The sequence below is a fragment of the Streptomyces sp. NPDC055400 genome (genome assembly GCF_053644375.1).
Map to the genome: position 1 here is coordinate 15,772 of NZ_JBSHLM010000025.1, position 22,975 is coordinate 38,746.

Genomic DNA, 22,975 nt, shown 5'->3' on the forward strand with positions numbered 1-22,975 from the left:
ATGGTTCACGGGAACCACGCGTGTGACGGCCTGTCGCTCATGTCCCGGCCGTCGCACGCCACCCCTGCACGCGTGCGTGAACCCCTGCTCCCTACGCCCTCACGAGCCCCTTCGCGTCCCGCGCGAGCGCGGTCAGCCGGGAGATCGCGCGGAAGTACTTCTTGCGGTAGCCGCCGTTCAGCATCTCCTCGCTGAACAGCTGGTCGAAGGGGAGGCCGGAGGCGAGCACGGGGATCTCACGGTCGTAGAGCCGGTCGGCGAGCACGACGAGGCGCAGCGCCGTCGACTGGTCGGGGACCGGCTGCACGTCGGTCAGGCAGACTGCCTCGAGGTCGTCCGTCAGGGCGCCGTAGCGGCTGGGGTGCACGCGCGCGAGGTGGTCGAGCAGATGCGGGAAGTCGTCGAGCGAGGCGCCCTGGGTCGCGTACGCCGCCTTCGTCACCTGTTCGTCGGAGAACGGGGCGGGCGCCTCGGGCAGGCCGCGGTGGCGGTAGTCGTCGCCGTCGATCCGCAGGGGGCGGAAGTGGGCGGACAGGCCCTGGATCTCGCGCAGGAAGTCCGCGGAGGCGAACCGGCCCTCACCGAGCTTGCCCGGCAGCGTGTTCGAGGTCGCGGCGAGCGCGACGCCCGCGTCGACGAGCTTGCCGAGCAGGCTCGACACCAGGACGGTGTCGCCCGGGTCGTCCAGCTCGAACTCGTCGATGCACAGCAGCCGGTGCTCGCCGAGCGTGCGTACGGTCTGCTGGAAGCCGAGCGCGCCCACCAGGTTCGTCAGCTCGACGAACGTGCCGAACGCCTTCTGCTCGGGGGCCGCCGGGGTGGCGTGCCAGAGGGAGGCGAGGAGGTGGGTCTTGCCGACGCCGTAGCCGCCGTCCAGATAGACGCCGCGGGGCCCGGTGGGGGCCGCGGGCTTCTTGGCGAACCACCTCCGCTTGCCGGAGCCGCTCGCGTGGGCGCCGCCGAGCCCGGCCGCGAAGCCGCTCAGGACCCGCACCGCCTCGGTCTGGCTGGGCTGACCGGGGTCCGGGATGTACGTCTCGAAGCGGACCGAGTCGAAGCGCGGCGGGGGCACCATCTCGGCGACCAGACGCTCCGCGGGGACGAGCGGCTCACGGGCGCACAGGGACAGCGGGGCCGCGTCGGCTATCGGACTGGGGGCCGGGGCGGTGGTGGAGGACGACACAGGACCCAACTCTAGACGCCGTGCGACACTGCGTGACATGCGACGCCTGTTCCCTGTGACGTACGAAACAGCAGATCACGCGGCCCACGAAGCCCGTGAATGGAGCCTCGACGAGCTCGCGGACGCCTACGCCTACCCCGACGGGCAGAACGTCTGGCTGCGCGCCAACATGGTCTCCACGCTCGACGGTGCCGCCCAGCACGACGGCCGCTCGCAGGGCATCTCGAGCGCCGCCGACATGCGGATCTTCGGGACCCTGCGTGGGCTCGCGGACGCCGTCGTCGTCGGTGCGGAAACGGTCCGCCTGGAGGGTTATCGCCCGGCACGCGCGCGTGAGGCCTTCGCCGCGCGCAGGGAGGCGGCCGGACAGGCACCTGCCCCGGCCATCGCGGTGATCACCGGGAGCCTGAACCTCGACTTCTCCCTTCCGCTGTTCACCTCCCCCCTCGTTCCCACGTTCGTGCTCACCGGCGCCGGAGCGCCGCCCGACCGGCTGGACGCCGCCCGCAAGGCGGGCGCCGAGGTGCTGATCGCCGGCGAGGGCACCACCGTCGAGCCGGAGCGGGCGGTCCGGGCGCTCGCGGAGCGCGGGCTGACCCGGCTGCTCACGGAGGGCGGACCCCGCCTGCTCGGCCAGTTCGTGGCCGCACAGGTGCTCGACGAACTCTGTCTGACGCTGTCGCCGATGCTCACCGCCGGAGACGCCCAGCGGATTGCCGGCGGACCGTCCCTGACCGTCCCTGAACGTTTCGAGATGGCTTCTGTACTGGAAGAGGCCGGGTTCCTGTTCACCCGATACCGTCGGAGCTGACAATCAGCGGAATCTGCCGTTCCGTTTAGCTTCCGCTGGGCACACTAAATCTCGCAGACCCCGTGCGGCCACGGGGCAGGATGGTTTCCGCAGGGACCGGTCGAGAGTCGACGGCCCACGGAGGAGAGAAGAAGGGCGCCTGTCGTGTTCACGAGCGTATTGATGATCGAGAAGGCCCTGACGTCCGCCGACGTGGAGTTCGTCACCACCTTGCACGGTGACGAGGAAGTCACTTTCCATGTGCTGCTCCAGCCCCGCGGCGACCAGGCCGACCGCCTGCTGCGGGCCATCGACGACGTCGCCATGGGGGAGCTCGACGACGTGGCGAAGGAAAAGGACGTACCCGAGGGTGAGGACGCCACGGAACCCGGCGAACAAGCACTCCAGGTCTCCCTCACCGCACTCCACCAGGCCGGCTGCGAGGCGGAGGGCCGCCTCGTCGAGGACCACCCCCTGGACGCCCTGAAGTCCCTCGTCGACGAGATCGGCGCCGACGAGGTCATCGTCCTGACCGACCCGCACTACGTGGAGGAGTTCTTCCACCGCGACTGGGCCTCGCGCGCCCGGCACAAGGTGGGCGTTCCGGTCCTGAAGCTCTTCTCGTACAGCAAGGCGTAGCCGCCGGGGCGGTACGGGGTTGCGCGGGCGGGGTGCACGGAGAAAGTAGGCTGAGCCTGCCCGCACAGTGGGCACGCAGCAGCACACCGTCCCAGGGAGAAACCAATGGCACCCGGCCTGCCCACCGCCATGGACCGACCGCACTTCATCGGCATCGGCGGCGCCGGAATGTCGGGCATCGCGAAGATCCTCACGCAGCGCGGCGCCCAGGTCGCCGGCAGCGACTCCCGGGAGTCCGCCACGGCGGAGGCGCTGCGCTCGCTCGGCGCCACCGTCCACATCGGCCACGACGCCGCGCACCTCGCGCCGGACGCCAGCTGCGTCGTCGTCTCCTCCGCGATCCGCGCCGACAACCCCGAGCTGGCCCGCGCGGCCGAGCTCGGCATCCCGGTCGTCCACCGCTCCGACGCGCTCGCCTCCCTCATGGACGGCCTGCGCCCCATCGCGGTCGCCGGCACGCACGGCAAGACGACGACCACGTCGATGCTGGCGGTGTCGCTGTCCTCCCTGGGCCTCGACCCCTCGTACGCCATCGGCGGCGACCTCGACGCCCCCGGCTCGAACGCGCTGCACGGCGAGGGCGACATCTTCGTCGCCGAGGCCGACGAGTCGGACCGCAGCTTCCACAAGTACGCGCCCGAGGTCGCCATCGTCCTCAACGTCGAGCTCGACCACCACGCCAACTACGCGTCGATGGACGAGATCTACGAGTCCTTCGAGACCTTCGCGTCCAAGATCGTCCCCGGTGGCACGCTCGTCATCGCCGCGGACCAGTCCGGCGCGGTCGAGCTCACCCGCAGGCTGCGCGACACGACGTCCCTCAAGGTCGTCACGTACGGCGAGTCGGAGGCGGCCGACGTCCGCATCCACAAGGTCACTCCGCGCGGCCTGACCAGCGAGGTGACCGTCCTCCTCGACGGCAAGCTGCTCACTTTCACCGTCTCGGTCCCCGGCCGCCACTACGCGCACAACGCGGTCGCGGCGCTCGCCGCCGGCGTCGCGCTCGGCATCCCTTCCCGCAACCTGGCCGCGGCCCTGAAGTCGTACACCGGCGTCAAGCGCCGCCTCCAGCTCAAGGGCGAGGAGAACGGCGTACAGGTCATCGACTCGTACGCGCACCACCCCACCGAGATGTCCGCCGACCTCGAGGCGATGCGTTCGGCCGCGGGGGACTCCCGGATCCTCGTCGTCTTCCAGCCCCACCTCTTCTCCCGCACCCAGGAGCTCGGCAAGGAGATGGGCGACGCCCTCGCCCTCGCCGACGCGTCCGTGGTCCTGGACATCTATCCGGCCCGCGAGGACCCGATCCCCGGCATCACCAGCGGCCTCATCATCGACGCGGCCCGCGCGGCGGGCGCCGACGTGGACGCCGTTCACGACAAGGCGACCGTGCCCGACGTGATCGCGGGAATGGCCAAGCCGGGCGACCTTGTTCTGACCATGGGCGCGGGTGACGTCACGGAGCTCGGCCCGCTGATCCTGAAGAGGATCAGCCTGGATCGCCTTGCCAAGTGAAGGACTGAGCTGAATGTCGTACGACGTCGAAAAGCCGGACGAGGAGTGGCGCGCGGAGCTGACCCCGGCGGAGTACGCGGTACTGCGCCAGGCCGGCACCGAGCCCGCCTTCGTCGGTGAGTACACGGACACCAAGACCAAGGGCGTCTACTCCTGTCGCGCGTGCGGCGCGGAGCTCTTCACCTCGGGCGAGAAGTTCGAGTCGCACTGCGGCTGGCCGTCCTTCTTCGACCCCAAGGACACGGACGCCGTCGAGCTGATCGCGGACCGTTCGCACGGCATGGTCCGCACCGAGGTGCGCTGCGCCCGCTGCGGCTCGCACCTCGGGCACGTCTTCGAGGGCGAGGGCTACCCCACCCCGACGGACCAGCGGTACTGCATCAACTCGATCTCGCTGAAGCTGGCGCCGGAAGCCGGCTGACGGGGCCCCGGCGGAGGCTCAGTCCTCCGCCGGCTTCTCCGGGCGCATCATCGGGTGGACGACGCCCGGGAAGACGCGGGCCCGGACCTCCGGCTCCGCGGAGCCGCCCTTGACCACCGTCTCGGCGATGCCCCACGGGCGGCCGGGCAGGACGACGGTCAGCGTGTACGAGGACGCGCAGCCCATGCAGTCGTACTTGTCCCTCCACGTCTCGACGTCCGTGAGGCTGCCGGGGGCGCGGCCCACGTGACGGTGGCGGGCGTGACAGCGGTCGCACTTCTCGCCGGGCTCGCACGTGCCGCCGCAGGGGCAGGGGACGTCGAGGGACTCCGCGGGCCGCCAGCGCTGGGTGCGCACGGCCTCCGCGGTGGCGCCCATGTCCTTCATCGCCTTGAGGTTCTTCGCGGCGACGACGTACGACTCGCCGGTCGACGTCATCCGGCTCCGGATCACGTGCTTGCGTCCGCGGTTCGTCGTCATCTGGTTCCTCCTGGGTTCACGCAGCCCGCCAGGAGGCCCACGAGATCGTTCCTCCCCCACGGTACCGGGCCCGGCGGGCGACCCGGGCCACGAGAGACCGGGGAGCGACGTCAGCCGGGGGCCGTGGCAACCGGGAGCTCCTTCACACCGTTGACGAAGTTCGACAGCAGCCGCCGTGGTGGGCCCGCCGGCTCGAGCACCGGCAGGGTCCGGCAGGTCTCCTCGTACGGCACCCGCAGCTGCAGGCGCGCGAAGTGCGCGCGCAGCAGACCGTACGCCTCCGGCGCCCGGGCCAGCTCCAGAAGGCCGCCGGGGGCCGCGCTGCGCACCGTGTCGTTGCCGGCGACGGTGAGCAGGAAGAAGAACATCTCGAGTTCGGCCGCCGTCAGGTCGGGGTCGGCGACCACTTTGTGCGGTCCCGTGCCGTGCAGCTCGTACGGGAGGACGAAGGAGGCCACGGTGACTCCTGACGGTCGGTGAGGGGGGACGAGCGGTCCCTGCCTGCGCCGCACCACCGTGGCCCGCCACCCCAGGGGCGCCCAAGGGCGCGCGGCGGCATCGGGGACAATGAGGCTCCATCCGGGCGCACGCGGCGACGCCGTACCCGGCGAGCAGACACCACGTAGGAGACCGGGCCCGTTGTCCCACAAGCGCGAGAACCGTCCTGAGGCCGTGGCGTCCGACGGGGCCGTCCCGGGCACCGCGACCGTCCAGGGCACGGCCGCCCCGGGCACCGGCGCCGTTCCGGAGGCCGGGCACCGCCGCCGGCTCGACCTGCGCGCCGACTGCGGGAACTGCTTCGGGCTGTGCTGTGTCGCGCTGCCCTTCGCCAAGTCCTCCGACTTCGCCGCGGACAAGGCCGCGGGCCGGCCGTGCCACAACCTCCAGGACGACTTCCGCTGCGGCATCCACACCACGCTCCGTGACAAGGGCTACTCGGGCTGCACGGTGTTCGACTGCTTCGGCGCCGGTCAGCAGGTGTCACAGGTCACGTTCGGCGGCGAGGACTGGCGTACGTCGCGCGGGACCGCGCGCACGATGTTCGACGTCTTCCCCGTCATGCGCCAACTGCACGAACTGCTCTGGTACTTGACCGAGGCGCTGGAGCTCGACCGGGCCCGCCCGGCGCACGCGGAGGTGCGGCGCGCCCTCGACGGGATCGAGGAGCTCACCCGCGCCGACGCCGCCGCCCTCGCCGCGGCCGACGTCCCCACCCTCCGCGGCGAGGTCAGCGAGACGCTCCTGAAGGTCAGCGAACTCGTACGGGCGGCTGTCCCCGGCCGGAAGAAGAACCACCGGGGCGCCGACCTGATGGGCGCCCGCCTCAAGGGCGCCGATCTGCGGGGCGCCAACCTGCGCGGCGCCTACCTGATAGCGGCCGACCTCACCGGCGCCGACCTGCGCGAGGCCGACCTCATCGGGGCCGACCTCCGCGACGCGCGCCTTCAGGGCGCCGATCTGACCGGCAGCATCTTCCTCACGCAGGCGCAGGTCAACGCGGCCCGCGGGGACGGCTCGACCAGGATCCCGGCCACCCTGAGCCGCCCCGCGCACTGGTAGGCGCGCCTCTCGGCGAGTGGTCAGACCCCCAGGGACTTCTTCAGGAAGTCGAGCTGGAACAGCAGCAGATTCTCCGCGACGTCCTCCTGCGTGACCATGTGCGTCGCGCCCGGCAGCGGAAGCACCTGGTGGCTGCGGCCCGCCGCGAGGAGCGCCGCCGACAGGCGCAAGGTGTGCGCGACCGCCACATTGTCGTCGGCGAGCCCGTGCACCAGCAGCAGCGGCCGGCGCAGCAGGGGTGCGTCGGCGATCAGGGAGCAGCGCTCGTAGTTCTCGGGCTCCTCGTCGGGATGGCCGAGATAGCGCTCCTTCCAGTGCGTGTCGTACAGACGCTGGTCGGTGGGCGGCGCGCCCGCGACCGCGGCGTGGAAGACGTCGGGCCTGCGCAGCACGGCTCCCGCGGCCAGGAACCCGCCGAACGACCAGCCGCGGATCGCGACCCGCGTCAGATCGAGGTCGGGGAACTGTGCCCCGGCCGCCTGCACGGCGCAGACCTGGTCGTCGAGGGCGTGCGTCAGGATGTCGCCGCGGATCTCCTTCTCCCACGCGGGGCCGCGCCCGGGGGAGCCGCGCCCGTCCGTGACCAGGACCGCGAAGCCCTGCTCGGCGAACCACTGGGACAGATGCGCGGGCCAGCCGAGGCCCCGCGTGGCAACCAGAAGGTGCTGGCCCCCGTACGGGTTCACCAGGACGGGGAGAGTGCCGCTGCCCGGTGTGTGCCACGACGGCAGGAACAGCTGGCTGCGCAACTCCCGCTCGCCGAGCCGCAGATGAACGGGCCGCGTGGGGACGACGGGGCGCTCGGCGAGCGAGGCGATCTCCCCGACGGGCTTGCCCTTCCTCGTCACCTCCACGGTCGTACGGTCCTCCCGGCGGCTGACCAGGACCGTGGTGCCGCCCGCCGAGACGGCCGTGTGCACGCCCGGCGCGTCCGTGAGCCTGACGCAGCCCGCGTCGGGCGCCCACGTCCACACATGGGTCTCGGTGGGCTCGTCGCCGCCCTCGAACAGCACCGACTCGCCCTGCACGCCCAGGACTTGGCGGACTTGGAGGCCCACCGGGGTCACCGGCTTCCCGGCCACGACGAGGCGGCGGGTGTCCTGCTCGTCGCGGGTGGTCACCAGCGCGCCGGACGCCGTGCGGCACGGGGCGCCGGGGACCAACTCGACCCAGGCCGCGTCGAGCTGCTCGTCCAGGAGGCGGGTGGCGCCCGTCGCGGGGTCCACGGCCAGCGTGCGCAGCGTCCGCTGGTCGCGGCTCTGCACCGCGGCGAACGGGCCGTGCGCGTCCCACCCGGCCACGGGCACGTACTCGAACGCCCCACGGTCCCAGTCCACTTCGGCCCGCGAGCCGTCCAGGCGCAGCACATGCAGCGACACGTCGGCATTGGCCGTGCCCGCCGCCGGATAGCGCACGGCGCGCGGCGGCGCCGAAGGGTCGGCGGGGTCGGAGAGGTACCAGCGCTGCACGCGCGACGTGTCCACGCGCGCGGCGAGCAGCGCGCTGCCGTCGGGCGCCCACCAGTGTCCGCGCGCCCGGCCCATCGACTCCGAGGACGCGTGGTCGGTCAACCCGTAGGTGACGTCAGGGCCTTCGGGCGCCGCGAGCAGCCGGTCCTCGCCGTCGAGCGTGACGACGTGCAGGGTGCCCCCGGTGACGTACGCGACGAAACGGCCGTCGGGGGACAGGCGCGGGTCCACGACCGGGCCCGCCGCCGAAACGGGGAACGGGACACCGTCCGCGACCCGCACGGCCCAGAGCGCTCCCGACAGGGCGTACACGACGGTGCGGCACTCGGCGTCGGCCGAGTACGAGACGAGCCCGACCGCGCTCTCTCGCGCCCGCTCCCTGCGCACGCGCTCGGCGGCCGGCACGTCTCCCGCGCGCGCGGTGCGCGAGACGTCCACGAGGACGCGCTCCGCACCGTCCTCGTGGAGCCACAGCGCGCTCACGGGGTCGGCGCCGCCGCCCGTGCGCAGGAACAGGACACGCCCGCCGTCGGCCGAAACCGTGAACCGGCTCGGCGCGCCCAGGGCGAAGCGGCGGGTGCGGGCGTACTGGCGCGGGAACTCTCGGGCGTCATCCATGAGGGCACTCTGGCACGCCCCGCTGACACCCCGTCGGGTGGGCGACGGGGGCGCTCGCGTCAGCTGTCGGACTTGTGCCGCACCACCACGACCGAGCAGTGCGCGTGCTGCGTCACCTGCTGGCTCACCGACCCGAGCAGCGCGCCCTTGAAACCACCGTAGCCGCGGGTGCCCACGACCAGGAGGTCCGCGGCCCCGGACGCCTCGACGAGGACCTTCGCCGGGGGCCCCTGCACCATGCGGCTGTGCACCGGGACGGGCGGGCTCTCGCCGACCGTCTCCGTGACGATGTCGATCAGTCGGACGCGCGAGGTCTCCTCGGGGGAGAGCAGCTCACGGCCGACCGCAGCCGTGCCCCCGTCGGCGGGCCCGCCGAGGCTGAAGGGATTCGTGGACCACTCCCAGCTCATGATGGCGTGCACCCGGCCGCCGACGAGCGTGGCCTGCCGCACGGCCCAGCGGAGGGCTTCCTTCGAGTGCTTCGAACCGTCGACTCCGACGACGATCAACGGCTCCGTGGCCTGGCTCACCGAAGACTCCTCAGCTGGGGATCGGGCGGGATCGGGTACCGCCCTTTTCCCCGTCCGGTCGCTCCTCAGTCGTCGGTTCACGCGATGGTGCGATCATGTGCCGCCGTCCGGATGCCCGCCGGAGGCCACGGGTAGGGCCGGGCCATGACGCAGCCGTTCGAACTGCCGCACTTCTACATGCCGTACCAGGCGCGGCTCAATCCACACCTCGACGAGGCGCGGGCGCACTCCACGAAGTGGGCCCGCGAGATGGGCATGCTGGAGGGGTCGGGCATCTGGGAGCAGAGCGACCTCGACGCGCACGACTACGGACTGCTGTGCGCGTACACCCATCCCGACTGCGACGGGCCCGCCCTGTCGCTCGTCACCGACTGGTACGTGTGGGTCTTCTTCTTCGACGACCACTTCCTGGAGACGTTCAAGCGGACCATGGACCGCGAGGGCGGCAAGGCCTGTCTGGACCGCCTGCCCCTGTTCATGCCGATGGACCTGTCGACCCCCGTGCCCGAGCCGCGGAACCCGGTCGAGGCGGGCCTCGCCGACCTCTGGGCACGCACCGTGCCCGCCATGTCGGTGGACTGGCGCGGCAGGTTCGCCGAGTCGACCGAACACCTCCTCAACGAGTCGATGTGGGAGCTGTCCAACATCAACGAGGGGCGGATCTCCAACCCCGTCGAGTACATCGAGATGCGCCGCAAGGTCGGCGGCGCGCCCTGGTCGGCGGGGCTCGTCGAGTACGCGACCTCCGAAGTGCCCGCGTCCGTCGCCGGGTCGAGGCCGCTGCGCGTTCTGATGGAGACGTTCTCCGACGCCGTGCACCTGCGCAACGACCTCTTCTCGTACCAGCGGGAGGTCGAGGACGAGGGCGAGCTGAGCAACGGCGTACTGGTCCTGGAGACCTTCTTCTGCTGTACGACGCAGGAGGCCGCGCAGACCGTCAACGACATCCTCACCTCGCGCCTCCACCAGTTCGAGCACACCGCGCTCACCGAAGTGCCCGCCCTCGCCGTCGAGAAGGGGCTCACACCGCCCGAGGCCGCCGCGGTCGCCGCCTACACGCGGGGCCTCCAGGACTGGCAGTCCGGCGGCCACGAATGGCATCTGCGCTCCAGCCGGTACATGAACGAGGGGGCGACCGGGAGCAACCCCCTGGCGGGGCCCACCGGGATCGGCACCTCCGGTGCGGACGTCGGCGCGCTGCTCGCCGCGGCGGGCGCCGAACGGCTGCGCGCCTACACACATGTGCCGTTCCAGAAGGTGGGGCCCTCCCGGATCCCCGACCTCTACATGCCGTTCACGCTCCGGCTGAACCCCGGTCTGGCGGAGGCCCGCCGGCGCGTCACCCCGTGGGCGCACGCCATGGGCCTCCTGGAGGAAGGCGTCTGGGACGAGGACAAGGTCGCCGCCTACGACCTCCCTCTGTGCGCGGCCGGTCTCGACCCCGACGGGGACCAGGACGCCCTGGACCTGAGCGCGCACTGGCTGGCCTGGGGGACGTACGGGGACGACTACTACCCGCTCGTCTTCGGGCACCGGCGTGACCTCGCCGCGGCGAAGCTGTGCACCGAGCGGCTCTCCGCGTGCATGCCCGTCGAGGGCGGCGAGATCCCGCCGCCCGTGAACGCGATGGAGCGCGGCCTCGCCGACCTCTGGACCCGCACCGCCGCCGGGATGACGACCGCGCAGCGGCGCACCCTGAAGGCGTCCATCGACGTCATGACGGAGAGCTGGGTGTGGGAGCTGTCCAACCAGCTCCAGCGCCGCATCCCGGACCCCGTCGACTACCTGGAGATGCGCCGCGCCACGTTCGGCGCCGACCTCACCATGAGCCTGTGCCGCCTCGGCCACGGCCCCGCCGTGCCCCCCGAGGTCTACCGCAGCGGCCCCGTCCGCTCCCTGGAGAACGCGGCCGTCGACTACGCGATGCTCCTGAACGACGTGTTCTCGTACCAAAAGGAGATCGAGTACGACGGCGAGATCCACAACGGCATCCTCGTCGTGCAGAACTTCTTCGGCTGCGACTACCCGGCCGCGCTCGGCGTCGTGCACGACCTGATGACGCAGCGCATGCAGCAGTTCGAGCACGTCGCCACCCATGAATTCCCCGTCCTGTACGACGACTTCAAGCTGTCGCGGGAGGCTCGGGCGACCATGGACGGCTACGTCGTGGAGCTCCAGGACTGGATGGCCGGGATCCTCAACTGGCACCGGGAATGCCGGCGTTACGGAACCGACGACCTGGCCCGGCGCGCGCATGGCTTCGTGCCGGGACGGTTGCCGAACCTTTTCAGCCGGAATGAGGGGTTCATGGAACCCTCGTGGGGTGTGGTGAGTCCTGTGGGGTCACCTTCTCGGCCGTGAACGGCTGAGCTTGTACATCTCGGTTCGTTCACACCTTGTCGCGCTCCCGACTGTCCCCTACGGCGGGACGGTCACGGGGTGCATCTCCCTTTCCGGCCCCGATTGTCGGGGCGGGGCACGGGAGACATGGAGGGCACGAGGGGCAGGGTGGGCACGGCGCCTGACCGGATGCCAGAAATGCCCGGTTCAGTCTCACTCGTTCGAGGATCGTCGCGCCGGACGCGGACGGGTAGAGCTTTGGCCGGAGGTGGGCCATGGAACAGACCGCGTTGCGCCCCAAGTCGATGCCAGGAGCCCCGCGCCGTGAGACGGCGGCCCGGGGGAACGGTTCGGGCGGCCGCCGCCCGCATGCGGCGCGGCGCCGCGGCAAGCGCCTCGTCACCCTGCTGCTCGGCCTGCTGTTCGGGGCGGTGCTCGTGCTGTCGGGCGTCGGCCTCGGCACGGTCGGCGCCGCCGTCATAGGGATGAGCAAGCTGGCCGAGATGCAGCAGCAGGCGGGGGCGGCGCCGCGGCCGCCCGCGCTCACGCCGTCACATCCGCCGGCCTCTTCCGCCTCCCCGTCGCCCTCCGCCCGCCCCGTGCGGGCGGCGCTCGGCGTCGAGGCGGTGGACGCGCCCAAGGGGGCGGGGGCGCTGCTCGTGGGCGTGCACGTGCCCGGTCCCGGCTATACAGCCGGTCTCGTCCGGGGCGATGTACTGATCGCCTTCGGCGGGACGCGGATCGGCTCGGCGGGCGCCCTCGCCCAGGCGGTGGAGTCCGCGCGTCCGGGCCGGCAGGTCACGCTGACGGTCCGGCACGAGTCGGGCGTGCGCCAGGTACTGGCGGTGACTCCTGGAGTGGTGACCTAGGGCCTGTCTCGGGGGATCGCCCTACGGGGGAGATCAGACCACCCGGAAGTGCGTCGTCAGCCGCCGCTCGTCGTCGAGGATGTGGAAGGCCAGGCCCACCGGAGCGTCCCGGTCCGCCACACCCTCGCCCTCCCAGGGCAGCCGCAGCGTCCACGTCACGCCGGGGCCGATCACCAGCGGACGGCCCGCGAACACGGTGGCGGCCGGGGTGTGCGCGTGCCCCGCGATGATCCCGGCGATCTCCGGCCGCCGCTCAAGGAGGGCGGCCAGCTCCCGTGGCCGGGCCAGCTGGTACGCGTCGGGCAGCGGGTGGTGCAGCGCCACCGGCGGGTGGTGGAAGGCGAGCAGGACGGGCGTCTCGCCGTCGAGCCCGTCGAGGGTGTCCTCCAGCCAGCCGTACGTCTCCTCGTCGAGCCGGCCCTCGTCGGCGCCCGGAATGCTGGAGTCGCACATGAGGACCACGGCGCCGCCGACGTGATGGGCGCGGTTAGCCGGTCCCTCGGCCGCGGGTTCGCGCAGCAGTGCCTTGCGGTAGGGCGCCCGGCTGTCGTGGTTGCCGGGGCAGGTCAGGACGGGGAAGGGCGCGTCGCCGTCGTGCAGCCCCAGCAGCTTCGCCGCCTCCTCGTACTCGGACTCCGCGCCGTGGTCCGCGATGTCGCCGGTGACCAGGAGGGCGTCGAGGGGGCCCGGCAGCGCCCGGAGGTGGTCGATCACGCGCCGGGCGCGCGCCGTGGCGCGCGGGGTCCCGTCGAGGTGCATGTCGCTGATCTGGGCCAGCACAAGCATGGTCGTATGTCCTCCGGAGAAGGGGCTTAACGGATGCTGCCGATCTAACCATTAGTTGTAATGGTTGATCAATGGGCAGGCGTTAGGGAGCGGCCCGGCCGGGCGGCGCGCGCATGCGGGAACAGACTCGCGTCAGGCCCTGCGGGCGGGCAGGATGCTGCCCGTACGTCCTGTTCGGAGAAGCAAGGTTCAGCTCGGAGCACCCGGAGGACCGGATGACCGCCACGCCCGCGCCGTTCACGGCCGACGACTACAAGGCCCGGATGGAGCGTGCCGCCCGGTCCGCGGCCGACGCGGGGCTCGCCGGCGTCCTCGTCGCCCCCGGCCCCGACATGGTCTGGCTCACCGGCTATTCGCCCACCGCCGACACCGAGCGCCTCACGATGCTCGTCCTCGCCCCGGGGCAGGACCCCGTCCTCGTAGTCCCCACGCTCGAGGCACCGGACGCCGCGAAGGCGGTGGGAGCCGGCGCCCTCACCCTGCGGGACTGGACCGACGGCAAGGACCCGTACGCGGTGACCGCGCCCCTCCTCGACGTCTCCGGGCGCTTCGGCATCAGCGACAACGCGTGGGCGATGCACCTCATCGGGCTGCAGAAGGCCCTGCCCGACACCTCGTACGCCTCCCTCACCGAGGCCCTGCCGATGATGCGCGCCGTCAAGGACGCGGCCGAACTCGCACGGCTCACGGCGGCGGGCGAGGCGGCCGACGCCACGTACGAGGAGATCAAGAAGGTGCCCTTCGCGGGCCGCAGGGAGACCGACGTCGCGGGCGATCTCGCCGATCTGCTGCGGCAGTTCGGACACTCGCAGGTCGACTTCACCGTCGTCGGATCGGGCCCGAACGGCGCCAACCCGCACCACGAGGCGGGCGAACGCGTCATCGGAGACGGCGACATGGTCGTCCTCGACTTCGGCGGCCTCAAGCACGGCTACGGCTCCGACACCTCCCGCACCGTGCACGTCGGCGAGCCCACCGCCGAGGAGCAGCGCGTCCACGACGTCGTGCGCGAGGCGCAGGCGGCGGGCTGCGCGGCGGTCAAGCCGGGCGCGGCCTGCCAGGACGTGGACCGCGCCGCCCGCGCCGTGATCACCGAGTTCGGCTACGGCCAGTTCTTCATCCACCGCACCGGCCACGGCATCGGCGTCACCACCCACGAACCGCCCTACATGATCGAGGGCGAGGAACTGCCCCTCGTCCCCGGAATGTGCTTCTCCGTGGAGCCGGGCATCTACCTTCCGGGCCGCTTCGGGGTGCGCATCGAGGACATCGTGACGGTCACCGAGGACGGCGTACGACGGCTGAACAGCACGTCGCGGGACATGGCGATCGTGAGCTAGACGCCATGTCCGACGCCCCGCGGCCCACCCAGGACACCGTACGAAGACTGCTGGACGCCCTCCTCCCCGACGGCGGGCAGCTCGACGTCAGTGCCGTGGCCGAGGGCGGCGAGCACTCCACCTGGTGGGTCGGCACCCGCTATGTGCTGCGCCTCGCCCTCGACGCGCCGTCGTCCGTGCGCCAGCGCCGCGAGATCAGGCTCCGTGACCTCGTGCGCCAGCACGTCGGCATCGCCGTGCCCGCCTCTCTCGCGTCCGGCGAGTGGGCGACCGGGCGCACGTACACCCTCGACACGCGGCTGCGGGGCGCGTCGGGTGACGTCGTCGACGTCACCGCGGCCGGCGAGGAGGACCTCGCGGGGCTGCTCGGCGGCCTGCGGGAGGTGCCCGCCGCGCGGGCCGAGACGCTCGGGCTCATCAGGACCGCGCCGCGCTCCCTCGACGCACTGCGCCGGGAGGGAGCGCGGGCTGCCGAACTCCTCGGCGGTGACGGCGAGTTCGATCCCGCGCGCCTCGGGCAGCTGACCCCGCGGGCCGCCGCTCAGCTCGCCCCGCAGCCCGGCGCCGTCGTGGTCCACAACGACCTCAAGGGCGAGCACCTCACCGTGACCCCCGACGGCCGGGTGCGCGGCGTCCTCGACTGGACCGACGCCGTCATCGGCGACCCGGCCGAGGACATCGCGGGCCTGAGCGTCTCGGTCGGCGCCCGCGCGGCCGTCCGCGCGGCGACCCTCGCCGGTTACGGCGCCCGCGCCAGCCTGCGCGGCCTGTGGCTGGCCCGCTGCGACACCCTCGTACGCCTCGGCGAGCGCCTCCACGGCACGGACGACAGCCCCGTGCCGCTGCTGCGCACCCAGCTGGAGCGCGCGTGGGAGGCGATCCTCCTCGAACTCGTGACGGAACTCGCCGACAAGGACCCGGAGGCCGGCTGAAGCCCCCTATGGGCCGACTCATGGGCCGGCTCATGGCCCGACGAGCACCGCGCACGACTGCGGAGGGACGGTGAGCAGACCGTCCTCGCCGGGCAGCCCCACCGGCTCCCACGCGGCGAGCACCCGGTAGCCGTTCCGGCCGACCGGCACCGCCGCCGGCTCGTCCGACAGGTTCACCGCCACCCGCAGATCACCCCGCCGGTACGCGATCCAGCGGGCCTCCTCGTCGTACGCCACGCGCACGGCCGCCAGGTCGGAGTCCGTCAGGTCGGCCCGGGCGCGGCGCAGCGCGATCAGCTCGCGGTACCAGGCCAGCACGCGCGCGTGAGAGTCGCTGCCCGGCTCCGACCAGTCCAGGCAGGAGCGCTCCCGGGTCGCCGGGTCCTGCGGATCGGGAATGTCCTCCTCGGCCCACCCGTGCGACGCGAACTCCCGCCGCCTGCCCTTGCGTACGGCGTCGGCGAGCGCCGGGTCGGTGTGGTCGGTGAAGAACTGCCACGGGGTGCCGGCGGCCCACTCCTCGCCCATGAACAGCATCGGCGTGAAGGGCCCCGTCAGCACGAGCGTGGCCGCGCACGCGAGGAGCCCGGGGGGCAGGCTCGCGGAGAGCCGGTCGCCCTGCGCGCGGTTGCCGATCTGGTCGTGGGTCTGGGCGTAGCCGAGCAGCCGGTGCGCGGGGGTGCGGGTGCGGTCGATGGGGCGCCCGTGGTGCCGGCCGCGGAACGTCGAGTACGTGCCGTCGTGGAAGTAGCCCCGGCTCAGGGTCTTGGCGAGCGCGGCCATCGGCGCCTTCGCGAAGTCCGCGTAGTAGCCCTGGGACTCGCCCGTCACCGCCGTGTGCAGGGCGTGGTGGAAGTCGTCGCTCCACTGCGCCTGGAGACCTAGGCCGCCGTGGTTGCGCGGGGTGATCACGCGCGGGTCGCCGAGGTCCGACTCGCCGACCAGGAACAGGGGCCTGTCCTGCTCCTCGGCCAGGGCGTCGACAGCCGTGGACAGTTCCTCCAGGAAGTGGACCGCGCGCGTGTCGCGCAGCGCGTGCACCGCGTCGAGGCGCAGCCCGTCGATCCGGTAGTCGCGCAGCCAGGCGAGCGCGCTGCCGACGAAGTAGGCGCGCACCTCGTCGGAACCGGGGGCGTCGAGGTTGACCGCGGCGCCCCAGGGCGTGTGGTGGGTGTCGGTGAAGTACGGCCCGAACGCGGGCAGATGGTTGCCCGAGGGGCCCAGGTGGTTGTGGACCACGTCGAGGACGACGCCGAGCCCGAGCCCGTGCGCCATGTCGACAAAACGCTTCAGCGCCTCGGGGCCCCCGTACGGCTCGTGCACCGCCCACGGGCTGACGCCCTCGTAGCCCCAGCCGTGCCGGCCGGGGAAGGGGCACAGCGGCATCAGCGCCACATGCGTGATGCCCAACTCGACGAGGTGGCCCAGCCGTTCGGCCGCGGCGTCGAGTGAGCCCTCACGCGTGAACGTCCCCACGTGCAGCTCGTACAGGACCGCGCCCGGGAGGCCGCTGCCCGGCCCCGACTCCGAGCGCCACGTGTACCGCGCGTGGTCGACGACCGCGCTCAGGCCGTCGGGCCCGTCCGGCTGGCGGCGCGAGCGGGGGTCGGGCAGCACCGGCCCGTCGTCGAGCGCGAACCCGTAGCGCGAACCGTCCCGCGCGTCCGCCTCGCCCGTCCACCACCCCTCGCGGTCCGGGTCGCGCTCCAACGCGCACGTGGTGCCCTCGCAGTGGAGCGCGACCCGCTCTGCCTGTGGTGCCCACACCTCGAACTGCACGGACGGTTCCCCCTTGTCTGCCGACAGTGACGACCCGTCCATCCTGCGCCAGCGGAGATCGATCCGCTGGGATTCGCAGTGGGTTCCGCGCATTCCTCGCCGGATCGGACCCGTCGCCGAACCGGCCGGTGAACCTCAGACGAAGTTGATGCGCTTTTCCGTGACCGGGTACCCGGCCTTCGTGAAGTTCGCCGCCATCGGGAAGTTCCCGTCGTCCGTCGCCCCGGCGATGAACTCGGCGCCGTGCTCCACCAGGATGTGCGTCGACTCGACCAGCAGGTCGTACGCGTAGCCGTGACCGCGGTGCTCCGGCACCACGCCGATGAACCCGATGCACGGACCGCCGGGGTTGTGAGCGGGGATGTGCAGACCGGCCAGCTCGCCCTGCGGCGTGTACGCCAGCTGCCACCACTCGCGCGGTGACGGGCACCAGTGGAAGAAGTCCAGCTCCTCCTGCGCGGCCCTGTCGAGGCCCGACTCCTCGATGGCGTGCCGCGCGTGCGCGTCGAGCGTCGCCGAGTGGACCCGGCGCAGCACGTCGAGGATCACCTCGTCGTCGGGTTCCGCCCGGAACTCCAGGCGGCCGGGGCGCTCCGGCAGGCCGTTCTCGGGCGTCCACCGGTAGCGCAGCCGCTCCACGAGCAGCTTCTTGCCGGCCCGCGTGACCGCCTCCATCCGGGCCTCGGCGGCCGCCCGCGTCCGCGGGTCCTCACGCCAGCCCGCGGGCAGGATCAGCTCGTACTCGACGTCGAACGGGGCCCGCCGCAGCAGTTCGGCGCCGGCCTCGACGTCGTCCTCCAGGACGTCGAACCAGTTCAGGTTCACCGGTTCCGTGTCGTCCTTGCCGCCCCACCAGGCGGCCCGGGCGACCACGCGCCCCTCGCGCAGGGCGACCCAGGTCCACTCCGGGCGGTAGTCGCCGCCCTCGGCGACGGTCCGATAGCCGACGCCGGTGATGACGCGGCCCACGAGGCCCGGATCCTCGAACGTACGGAAGAGCGGTACGTCTTGCTCGGTCAGTGCGCGGACTACCAGCTCCGCGTCGTCGTGTGTCGGGTGCGGGCTTCCTTGCGGTGCGGCAGTCAAGAATTCTCCTGGTCCACGTGAACGCGCCCGGTGGCGGTCCGGGCTGCCGAACGTAGCAGCGGGCACGGGACGGGCGCGCCCCGTTTTCCGCACACCGTGTTCCGTCACCGTCCTTGCTGGTCAAGGCCGTACGGAGGCGGGCTGAAGTTCGTCGTTTTCTGGACACCCCGGCCGCGCTGCCGGACAATCACGTACGTGACCTCCTCGTTCGAGCACCATACGTACCCCGCGCGGCTGTCCGACGCCGAGCGCGACAGGGCGTTGCGGGAGCTCCGTGAGGGCGCCGCACTCGGCCGGCTGTCGCACGACACGTTCGTACGGCGCATGGAACTGGCCCTCGCCGCCCGCCGGTCCGACGAACTGGCCGCGCTCACCGCCGATCTGCACACCGAGGGCCGCTGGTCCCGGGTGGTCTTCGGCACCGTGGCGGCGGTCTCCGGCTTCACGGTGCGGCTGCGCGGGGCGTGGCAGCGCGAGCGGCTCCCGAAGCTGCAGCTGCCGTCGCCGAACAACCCCTACCCGCTGCGGATCGGGCGTGACCCGGCCAACGGGCTGCGCCTCAGCCACGAGACGGTCTCCCGGGTGCACGCCGAACTGAGCAGGCAGGGCGGCATGTGGGTGCTGCGTGACCTCGGCTCCACCAACGGCACGTCCGTCAACGGGCGGCGGGTGGTCGGCGCGGCGGTCGTCCAGGACGGCGACCAGGTCGGCTTCGGACGGATGTCGTTCCGGCTGTCTGCCGACTCCGCCTGACGCAGGGGCGTTCCAACTCCGGTCGTTCCCGGCAGCGTTCGCGTTCAGTCGCCCGCCGCGAGCGTGTGCCGCACCGCCGCGACAGTCGTACGCGACTGGTGCTCGACCTGGTGTTCCAGCGGCACCCAGCGCGCACTGAACCGCTCCGCGAACGCGTCGCACCAGTGGGTCACCAGCTGCTCAAGTCGCTCCGCGTCCGGGTCGTCGGCCTCCTTCAGGACCCGCAGGAGCATCGCGGCCGCCCGCAGCGGAAGCCGTCTGGAGAACGCGTCGATGCTCCCCACGTATGCCATCGTCGCGTCCGGCGGCGGCGGTTTCAGCCAGTCGTCCGCGAGGCCCGGCACCAGCGCGACGGCCCAGCGCGCCGCCCGCATCAGCGGCCCGTCCACCTCGGGAAGCCGCGGCAGCGCCGACTGGAGGATCTCCTCCACCAGGAGCGTGTCCCGGCTCAGCCGTTGCGCGAGGCGCCGCAGCGCCCGGTCGGGGGCGGGGTGCGGCGCCGGATCGTCCACGAGGTCGCTCGCCCACATCGGGACCTCGACGATCGCGGTGCGGCCTCCGTAGCGGTGGGCGTGGTGCCAGGTGCTGTGCCGGGCGTCGTCCGGCAGGCTGGGGAACGCGGCCTCGACGCCGGGCTCCGGCATCACATGGACGCCGGGGCCCGTCGCGGGCCAGCCCGCCGCGTCCGACGCCCCCGTCTCCACCGGGATGTGCAGCTCCGCCGCCGACTTGGCGAACGGCTCCGCGAGCCCCGGTATGTCCCGCGTCAACTGCACCCAGCTGCCGCCCAGATCGGTGCCGTGCAGGGACACCTGGAGAAAGGGGCGCAGCTCGTCGATGACCCCGGTCAGGGCCCGCGTCTCGGGCGGCAGCCGGTCGGGCGGCAGCACGGAGGGCGACCACTCGGGCTGCTCGGGGCCCGCGGGGCGGAAGAAGTGCCGGTGGTAGTCGAGCAGGGTGCGCGGCGCGGGGGTGCGGTGCAGATCCGCGCCGTCGGGGTCGGCGCACAGCAGGAAGTGCCAGGAGCAGTCGGTGCGTAACTCCCGCTCCATCAGGGCACGTTCTGCCAGGCGCAGGAGAGTCGAGCCACCGGCCGGCTCGTTGGCGTGGGCGCCCGCGACCACGAGCACCGCGCGGTGGTCGTGCCCCACCGACAACAGGTGCAACGGCCGGCCCGCGCGTGAGGTCCCGACCTGGCGTAGAACGCACAGGTCGGGTCGGTGAGTCGTCAGCTCCCGTGCTGACTGGACCAGTTCGGCCACATTCGGGTAGTGCTGCTCCGTCAGGTGACTCACCCCCGTTGGTGCTCCCCACGTCGCATCCCGCAGTACCCCACGCTGCGCGGCACCTGTCAAGAAGGCCGCATGGGTGCCTCACCGCCGGTGCGGCCCGGCGCCCGTGAACTGCCCCCGGACGCCCTCCTCAGCCGACCGGCGCCCGCACCAGGAGCGCCACCGGAAGCCGGCCGAACAGCTCCTCCACGCGTGCGTGGCCGGTGAACTCCCCTCCCGGGGCGAGCAGGTCGACCCAGCGACCCTCCGGGAGCGGCAGTTCCGTGTCGCGCCAGCCGCCCGTCTCCGCCAGGCGCAGGGACAGCCGGGTCACGGCGGCGACGGCCTCCCCGGAGCGTGCGAACGCCACACAGTGCGCGGCGCCCGCCCCCCGCGCGGGCAGCGGATCGTACGTCGACTCGCCGCCGAACCACTCCGGGTGCGCCCGGCGCAGCCGCAGCGCGGCGACGGTGAGCGCCAGCTTCTCGTCGGACAGATCGAGGGGCACGGACTCCTCGCCGGAGTTCAGCAGCTTCAGGTCGAAGCGGGCCGGCGCACGGTTGTCCGGGTCCACCAGTGCCCGGTACTCGCGCTCCGTCCCTTGGTAGACGTCCGGTACCCCCGGCATCGTCAGATGGGCGAGAGCGGCCCCCAGGACGTTCGCCCGCACATGGGGCCGCAACGAGTCCGCGAACGCGGCGACGGCCTCGCCGGGCGGTCCGCACGGGCCCGCCGCCACGAAGTCGCGTACCGCCTTCTCGTAGTCCGCGTCCGGCTCGGTCCAGCTCGTGTGCAGCCCCGCCTCGCGCACATGCTTGAGCATCGCGCCCTGGAGCCGCTCGCCGTCCTGGCGGCCGAACCCGACCGCCGTCTGCCAGGCCGCCCAGGCGAGTTGGGCGTCGGGCGAGCTCGCGCCGCCCTCGCGCGCGGTCCGCTCGGTGACCTCCGCGAGCAGATCGGCCCAACGCCCGGGACACTGCGTGAGCACGGAGATCCCCGCCCGCACATCGGCGCTCCGCTTGGTGTCGTGCGTCGACAGCACGGTGCCCGTGCAGGGCCAGTCGCGCTGCACGCGCGCGCAGTACGCGTGGAACGACTCCGGGTCCACAGCGGGGCTCTGCGGCGTACCGCCGACCTCCGTCGCGGACAGCAGGGGAGCGTGCCGGTAGAACGCCGTGTCCTCGACCGCCTTGGCCCGCAGCGCGGACGCGGTCTGAGCGAACCGCGCCCGGAACGCGCCGTGGTCGGGCCCCGACCCGCACTTCCCGAGTGCCAGATCCCGCACGGTGTCCACCGCCTCGGCCTCCTCGGCGACGCTGAACACCCCCTTCGCGTCCCCGGCGTCCTCGGGTGTGAGCACGCTCTCGGGGTCCGCGCCCCCGGTCACGTACGGCCGGTACACGTCGAGGCGCACCAGGAGTTCGCGTACAGCGGCGCGCAGGGCCCACGGGGCGTGGTCGCGCAGGGCCGCATCGGCGGCGCACAACCTGCCCGCCTCGCGCGTGAGGCGGTCCACCTCGGCCGCCAGCTCGTGCGTGACGACCTGGTACGCCGCGCGGCGCGCCGTGGCGTCCCAGTCGCCGCCCCGGTCGGCGGGTGCCGCCGTGAAGCGCCGGAACAGGCCGAGCAGTTCGTCCGCGCCAGACGGGTCGGTGAACAGGCCGTCGATCCGGCGCAGCGCGTCGTAGCCCGTCGTGCCTGCCACCGGCCAGGCGGCGGGCAGCTGTTCGTCCTCGCCGAGGATCTTCTCGACGACGGTCCAGCGCCCGCCGGCCGCGTCGGCGAGGTCCCTCAGATAGGCGCCGGGGTCCGCGAGGCCGTCGGGGTGGTCGACGCGCAGCCCGTCGAGGACGCCCTCGCGCAGCAGCTGGACGATCTTCTCGTGGGTGGCGTCGAACACCTCGCGGTTCTCCACGCGGACCCCGATGAGGTCCGAAATGGTGAAGAAGCGCCGGTAGTTGAGCTCGGTGCGGGCCAGACGCCACCAGCCGAGCCGGTACCACTGCGCGTCGAGGAGTTCGGGAAGGGGCAGCGTCTCCGTGCCCTCGCGCAGCGGGAACGCGTGCTCGTGGTAGCGCAGCACACGGCCGTCCACCTCCAGGTGGTCCAGCTCGTGGCTCAGCCGGTGGCCGAGCACGGGCAGCAGAACCCGCCCGCCCTGCGCCTCCCAGTCGATGTCGAACCAGTGCGCGTAAGGGGAGTGCGGCCCGTCCCGCAGCACCTCCTGGAGAGGCCGGTTGAGCCCGGCCGCCGACGCCATGTGGTTGGGCACGATGTCGGCGATCAGGCCGAGCCCGTGCTCCCGCGCCGTCCGCGCGAGCGCCCGCAGCCCGGCCTCACCGCCCAGCTCGTCCCGCACGCGCGCGTGGTCCACGACGTCGTACCCGTGCGTGGAACCGGGCACGGCCTCCAGGACCGGCGACAGATGCAGGTGCGAGACACCCAAAGAGGCCAGATACGGGACGGCTCCGGCGGCGGCGGCGAACGGGAACGCCGGCTGGAGCTGCATCCGGTACGTGGCCGTGGGCGGGGCGGGGACCTCGCCCTCGTGATGGTCCGGTGTCATGCGCGTCATGCGAACCTACGTACCCGCCCCGGCGTCTTTCGTGTCATC

The 22,975-nt window shown here is 72.6% G+C and carries 19 protein-coding genes and 1 pseudogene; 10 read left to right on the forward strand and 10 right to left on the reverse strand.

Annotation, left to right across the window (positions count from 1 at the left end):
• Window positions 1-91: 91 nt before the first annotated feature.
• Window positions 92-1,183 (reverse strand): cell division protein ZapE, encoded by a 1,092-nt coding sequence (gene zapE / locus ACWIGU_RS43265; RefSeq protein ID WP_454407384.1) that lies wholly within the window; start codon window positions 1,181-1,183, stop codon window positions 92-94.
• Window positions 1,184-1,220: 37 nt separating this feature from the next.
• On the opposite strand from zapE, the gene ACWIGU_RS43270 reads away from it, so the two are divergent.
• From ACWIGU_RS43270 to msrB, 4 genes are all read left to right on the forward strand, one after another.
• Window positions 1,221-1,994, forward strand: a complete 774-nt coding sequence (locus tag ACWIGU_RS43270; RefSeq protein WP_454407385.1) for a pyrimidine reductase family protein — start codon at window positions 1,221-1,223, stop codon at window positions 1,992-1,994.
• Between the two features lie 144 nt (window positions 1,995-2,138).
• Window positions 2,139-2,612, forward strand: coding sequence for an indole-3-glycerol phosphate synthase (locus ACWIGU_RS43275; protein ID WP_454407387.1), 474 nt, complete (start codon window positions 2,139-2,141; stop codon window positions 2,610-2,612).
• Window positions 2,613-2,717: 105 nt separating this feature from the next.
• The gene (gene murC / locus ACWIGU_RS43280; RefSeq protein WP_454407388.1) at window positions 2,718-4,127 is read left to right on the forward strand and encodes a UDP-N-acetylmuramate--L-alanine ligase; all 1,410 of its coding nucleotides are present in this window, start codon (window positions 2,718-2,720) and stop codon (window positions 4,125-4,127) included.
• A gap of 13 nt (window positions 4,128-4,140) precedes the next feature.
• Window positions 4,141-4,548: a peptide-methionine (R)-S-oxide reductase MsrB gene (msrB, locus tag ACWIGU_RS43285; RefSeq protein WP_399967521.1), complete on the forward strand. Its 408-nt coding sequence runs from the start codon at window positions 4,141-4,143 to the stop codon at window positions 4,546-4,548.
• Between the two features lie 18 nt (window positions 4,549-4,566).
• Here the strand turns inward: msrB and ACWIGU_RS43290 are convergent, their stop codons facing one another.
• Window positions 4,567-5,028 (reverse strand): hypothetical protein, encoded by a 462-nt coding sequence (locus tag ACWIGU_RS43290; RefSeq protein ID WP_454407389.1) that lies wholly within the window; start codon window positions 5,026-5,028, stop codon window positions 4,567-4,569.
• Between the two features lie 110 nt (window positions 5,029-5,138).
• Window positions 5,139-5,435: pseudogene (locus tag ACWIGU_RS43295) on the reverse strand (hypothetical protein); the annotation flags it as partial.
• A 367-nt stretch (window positions 5,436-5,802) separates the two neighbouring features.
• Here ACWIGU_RS43295 and ACWIGU_RS43300 point away from each other — a divergent pair.
• Window positions 5,803-6,588, forward strand: coding sequence for a pentapeptide repeat-containing protein (locus ACWIGU_RS43300; protein WP_454407428.1), 786 nt, complete (start codon window positions 5,803-5,805; stop codon window positions 6,586-6,588).
• A 20-nt stretch (window positions 6,589-6,608) separates the two neighbouring features.
• Here the strand turns inward: ACWIGU_RS43300 and ACWIGU_RS43305 are convergent, their stop codons facing one another.
• Both ACWIGU_RS43305 and ACWIGU_RS43310 read right to left on the reverse strand, forming a co-directional pair.
• Window positions 6,609-8,675 (reverse strand): prolyl oligopeptidase family serine peptidase, encoded by a 2,067-nt coding sequence (locus ACWIGU_RS43305; protein WP_454407390.1) that lies wholly within the window; start codon window positions 8,673-8,675, stop codon window positions 6,609-6,611.
• Window positions 8,676-8,734: 59 nt separating this feature from the next.
• Complete coding sequence (locus ACWIGU_RS43310) at window positions 8,735-9,205, reverse strand: universal stress protein (protein WP_454407391.1); 471 nt, start codon at window positions 9,203-9,205, stop codon at window positions 8,735-8,737.
• A gap of 144 nt (window positions 9,206-9,349) precedes the next feature.
• Here ACWIGU_RS43310 and cyc2 point away from each other — a divergent pair, with 144 nt between their 5' ends.
• Window positions 9,350-11,566 (forward strand): germacradienol/geosmin synthase Cyc2, encoded by a 2,217-nt coding sequence (cyc2, locus tag ACWIGU_RS43315; RefSeq protein ID WP_454407392.1) that lies wholly within the window; start codon window positions 9,350-9,352, stop codon window positions 11,564-11,566.
• A gap of 254 nt (window positions 11,567-11,820) precedes the next feature.
• Window positions 11,821-12,414 (forward strand): PDZ domain-containing protein, encoded by a 594-nt coding sequence (locus ACWIGU_RS43320; protein ID WP_454407393.1) that lies wholly within the window; start codon window positions 11,821-11,823, stop codon window positions 12,412-12,414.
• 33 nt (window positions 12,415-12,447) lie between these two features.
• Here the strand turns inward: ACWIGU_RS43320 and ACWIGU_RS43325 are convergent, their stop codons facing one another.
• A complete protein-coding gene (locus ACWIGU_RS43325; protein WP_454407394.1) occupies window positions 12,448-13,200 on the reverse strand; it encodes a metallophosphoesterase in 753 nt (250 codons plus the stop codon).
• Between the two features lie 215 nt (window positions 13,201-13,415).
• Between ACWIGU_RS43325 and ACWIGU_RS43330 the strand changes: the two genes are divergently transcribed.
• Window positions 13,416-14,540, forward strand: a complete 1,125-nt coding sequence (locus ACWIGU_RS43330) for a M24 family metallopeptidase (RefSeq protein WP_454407395.1) — start codon at window positions 13,416-13,418, stop codon at window positions 14,538-14,540.
• A gap of 5 nt (window positions 14,541-14,545) precedes the next feature.
• Window positions 14,546-15,472: an aminoglycoside phosphotransferase family protein gene (locus ACWIGU_RS43335; protein ID WP_454407396.1), complete on the forward strand. Its 927-nt coding sequence runs from the start codon at window positions 14,546-14,548 to the stop codon at window positions 15,470-15,472.
• A 30-nt stretch (window positions 15,473-15,502) separates the two neighbouring features.
• Here the strand turns inward: ACWIGU_RS43335 and treZ are convergent, their stop codons facing one another.
• A complete protein-coding gene (treZ, locus tag ACWIGU_RS43340; RefSeq protein WP_454407397.1) occupies window positions 15,503-17,251 on the reverse strand; it encodes a malto-oligosyltrehalose trehalohydrolase in 1,749 nt (582 codons plus the stop codon).
• Between the two features lie 135 nt (window positions 17,252-17,386).
• Window positions 17,387-18,337, reverse strand: a complete 951-nt coding sequence (locus ACWIGU_RS43345; protein ID WP_454407398.1) for a GNAT family N-acetyltransferase — start codon at window positions 18,335-18,337, stop codon at window positions 17,387-17,389.
• Between the two features lie 195 nt (window positions 18,338-18,532).
• Here ACWIGU_RS43345 and ACWIGU_RS43350 point away from each other — a divergent pair, with 195 nt between their 5' ends.
• Entirely contained in the window at window positions 18,533-19,090 is a 558-nt protein-coding gene (locus ACWIGU_RS43350; RefSeq protein ID WP_356279466.1) for a DUF1707 and FHA domain-containing protein, read from the forward strand.
• A 44-nt stretch (window positions 19,091-19,134) separates the two neighbouring features.
• Here ACWIGU_RS43350 and ACWIGU_RS43355 read toward each other — a convergent pair whose 3' ends face one another.
• Both ACWIGU_RS43355 and treY read right to left on the reverse strand, forming a co-directional pair.
• Window positions 19,135-20,385 carry a M14 family zinc carboxypeptidase gene (locus tag ACWIGU_RS43355; protein ID WP_454407400.1) on the reverse strand — a complete coding sequence of 417 codons (1,251 nt, stop codon included), beginning with the start codon at window positions 20,383-20,385 and terminating at the stop codon, window positions 19,135-19,137.
• A gap of 127 nt (window positions 20,386-20,512) precedes the next feature.
• Entirely contained in the window at window positions 20,513-22,927 is a 2,415-nt protein-coding gene (gene treY, locus ACWIGU_RS43360) for a malto-oligosyltrehalose synthase (protein WP_454407430.1), read from the reverse strand.
• Window positions 22,928-22,975 lie beyond the last annotated feature (48 nt).

Bases quoted from the DNA above. Each gene is read 5' to 3' on its own strand.
- treY (WP_454407430.1), bottom strand. From the start codon at position 22,927: ATGACACCGGACCATCACGAGGGCGAGGTCCCCGCCCCGCCCACGGCC.
- ACWIGU_RS43320 (WP_454407393.1), top strand. From the start codon at position 11,821: ATGGAACAGACCGCGTTGCGCCCCAAGTCGATGCCAGGAGCCCCGCGC.
- cyc2 (WP_454407392.1), top strand. From the start codon at position 9,350: ATGACGCAGCCGTTCGAACTGCCGCACTTCTACATGCCGTACCAGGCG.
- ACWIGU_RS43330 (WP_454407395.1), top strand. From the start codon at position 13,416: ATGACCGCCACGCCCGCGCCGTTCACGGCCGACGACTACAAGGCCCGG.
- ACWIGU_RS43325 (WP_454407394.1), bottom strand. From the start codon at position 13,200: ATGCTTGTGCTGGCCCAGATCAGCGACATGCACCTCGACGGGACCCCG.
- ACWIGU_RS43335 (WP_454407396.1), top strand. From the start codon at position 14,546: ATGTCCGACGCCCCGCGGCCCACCCAGGACACCGTACGAAGACTGCTG.
- ACWIGU_RS43305 (WP_454407390.1), bottom strand. From the start codon at position 8,675: ATGGATGACGCCCGAGAGTTCCCGCGCCAGTACGCCCGCACCCGCCGC.
- ACWIGU_RS43290 (WP_454407389.1), bottom strand. From the start codon at position 5,028: ATGACGACGAACCGCGGACGCAAGCACGTGATCCGGAGCCGGATGACG.
- murC (WP_454407388.1), top strand. From the start codon at position 2,718: ATGGCACCCGGCCTGCCCACCGCCATGGACCGACCGCACTTCATCGGC.
- ACWIGU_RS43270 (WP_454407385.1), top strand. From the start codon at position 1,221: ATGCGACGCCTGTTCCCTGTGACGTACGAAACAGCAGATCACGCGGCC.
- msrB (WP_399967521.1), top strand. From the start codon at position 4,141: ATGTCGTACGACGTCGAAAAGCCGGACGAGGAGTGGCGCGCGGAGCTG.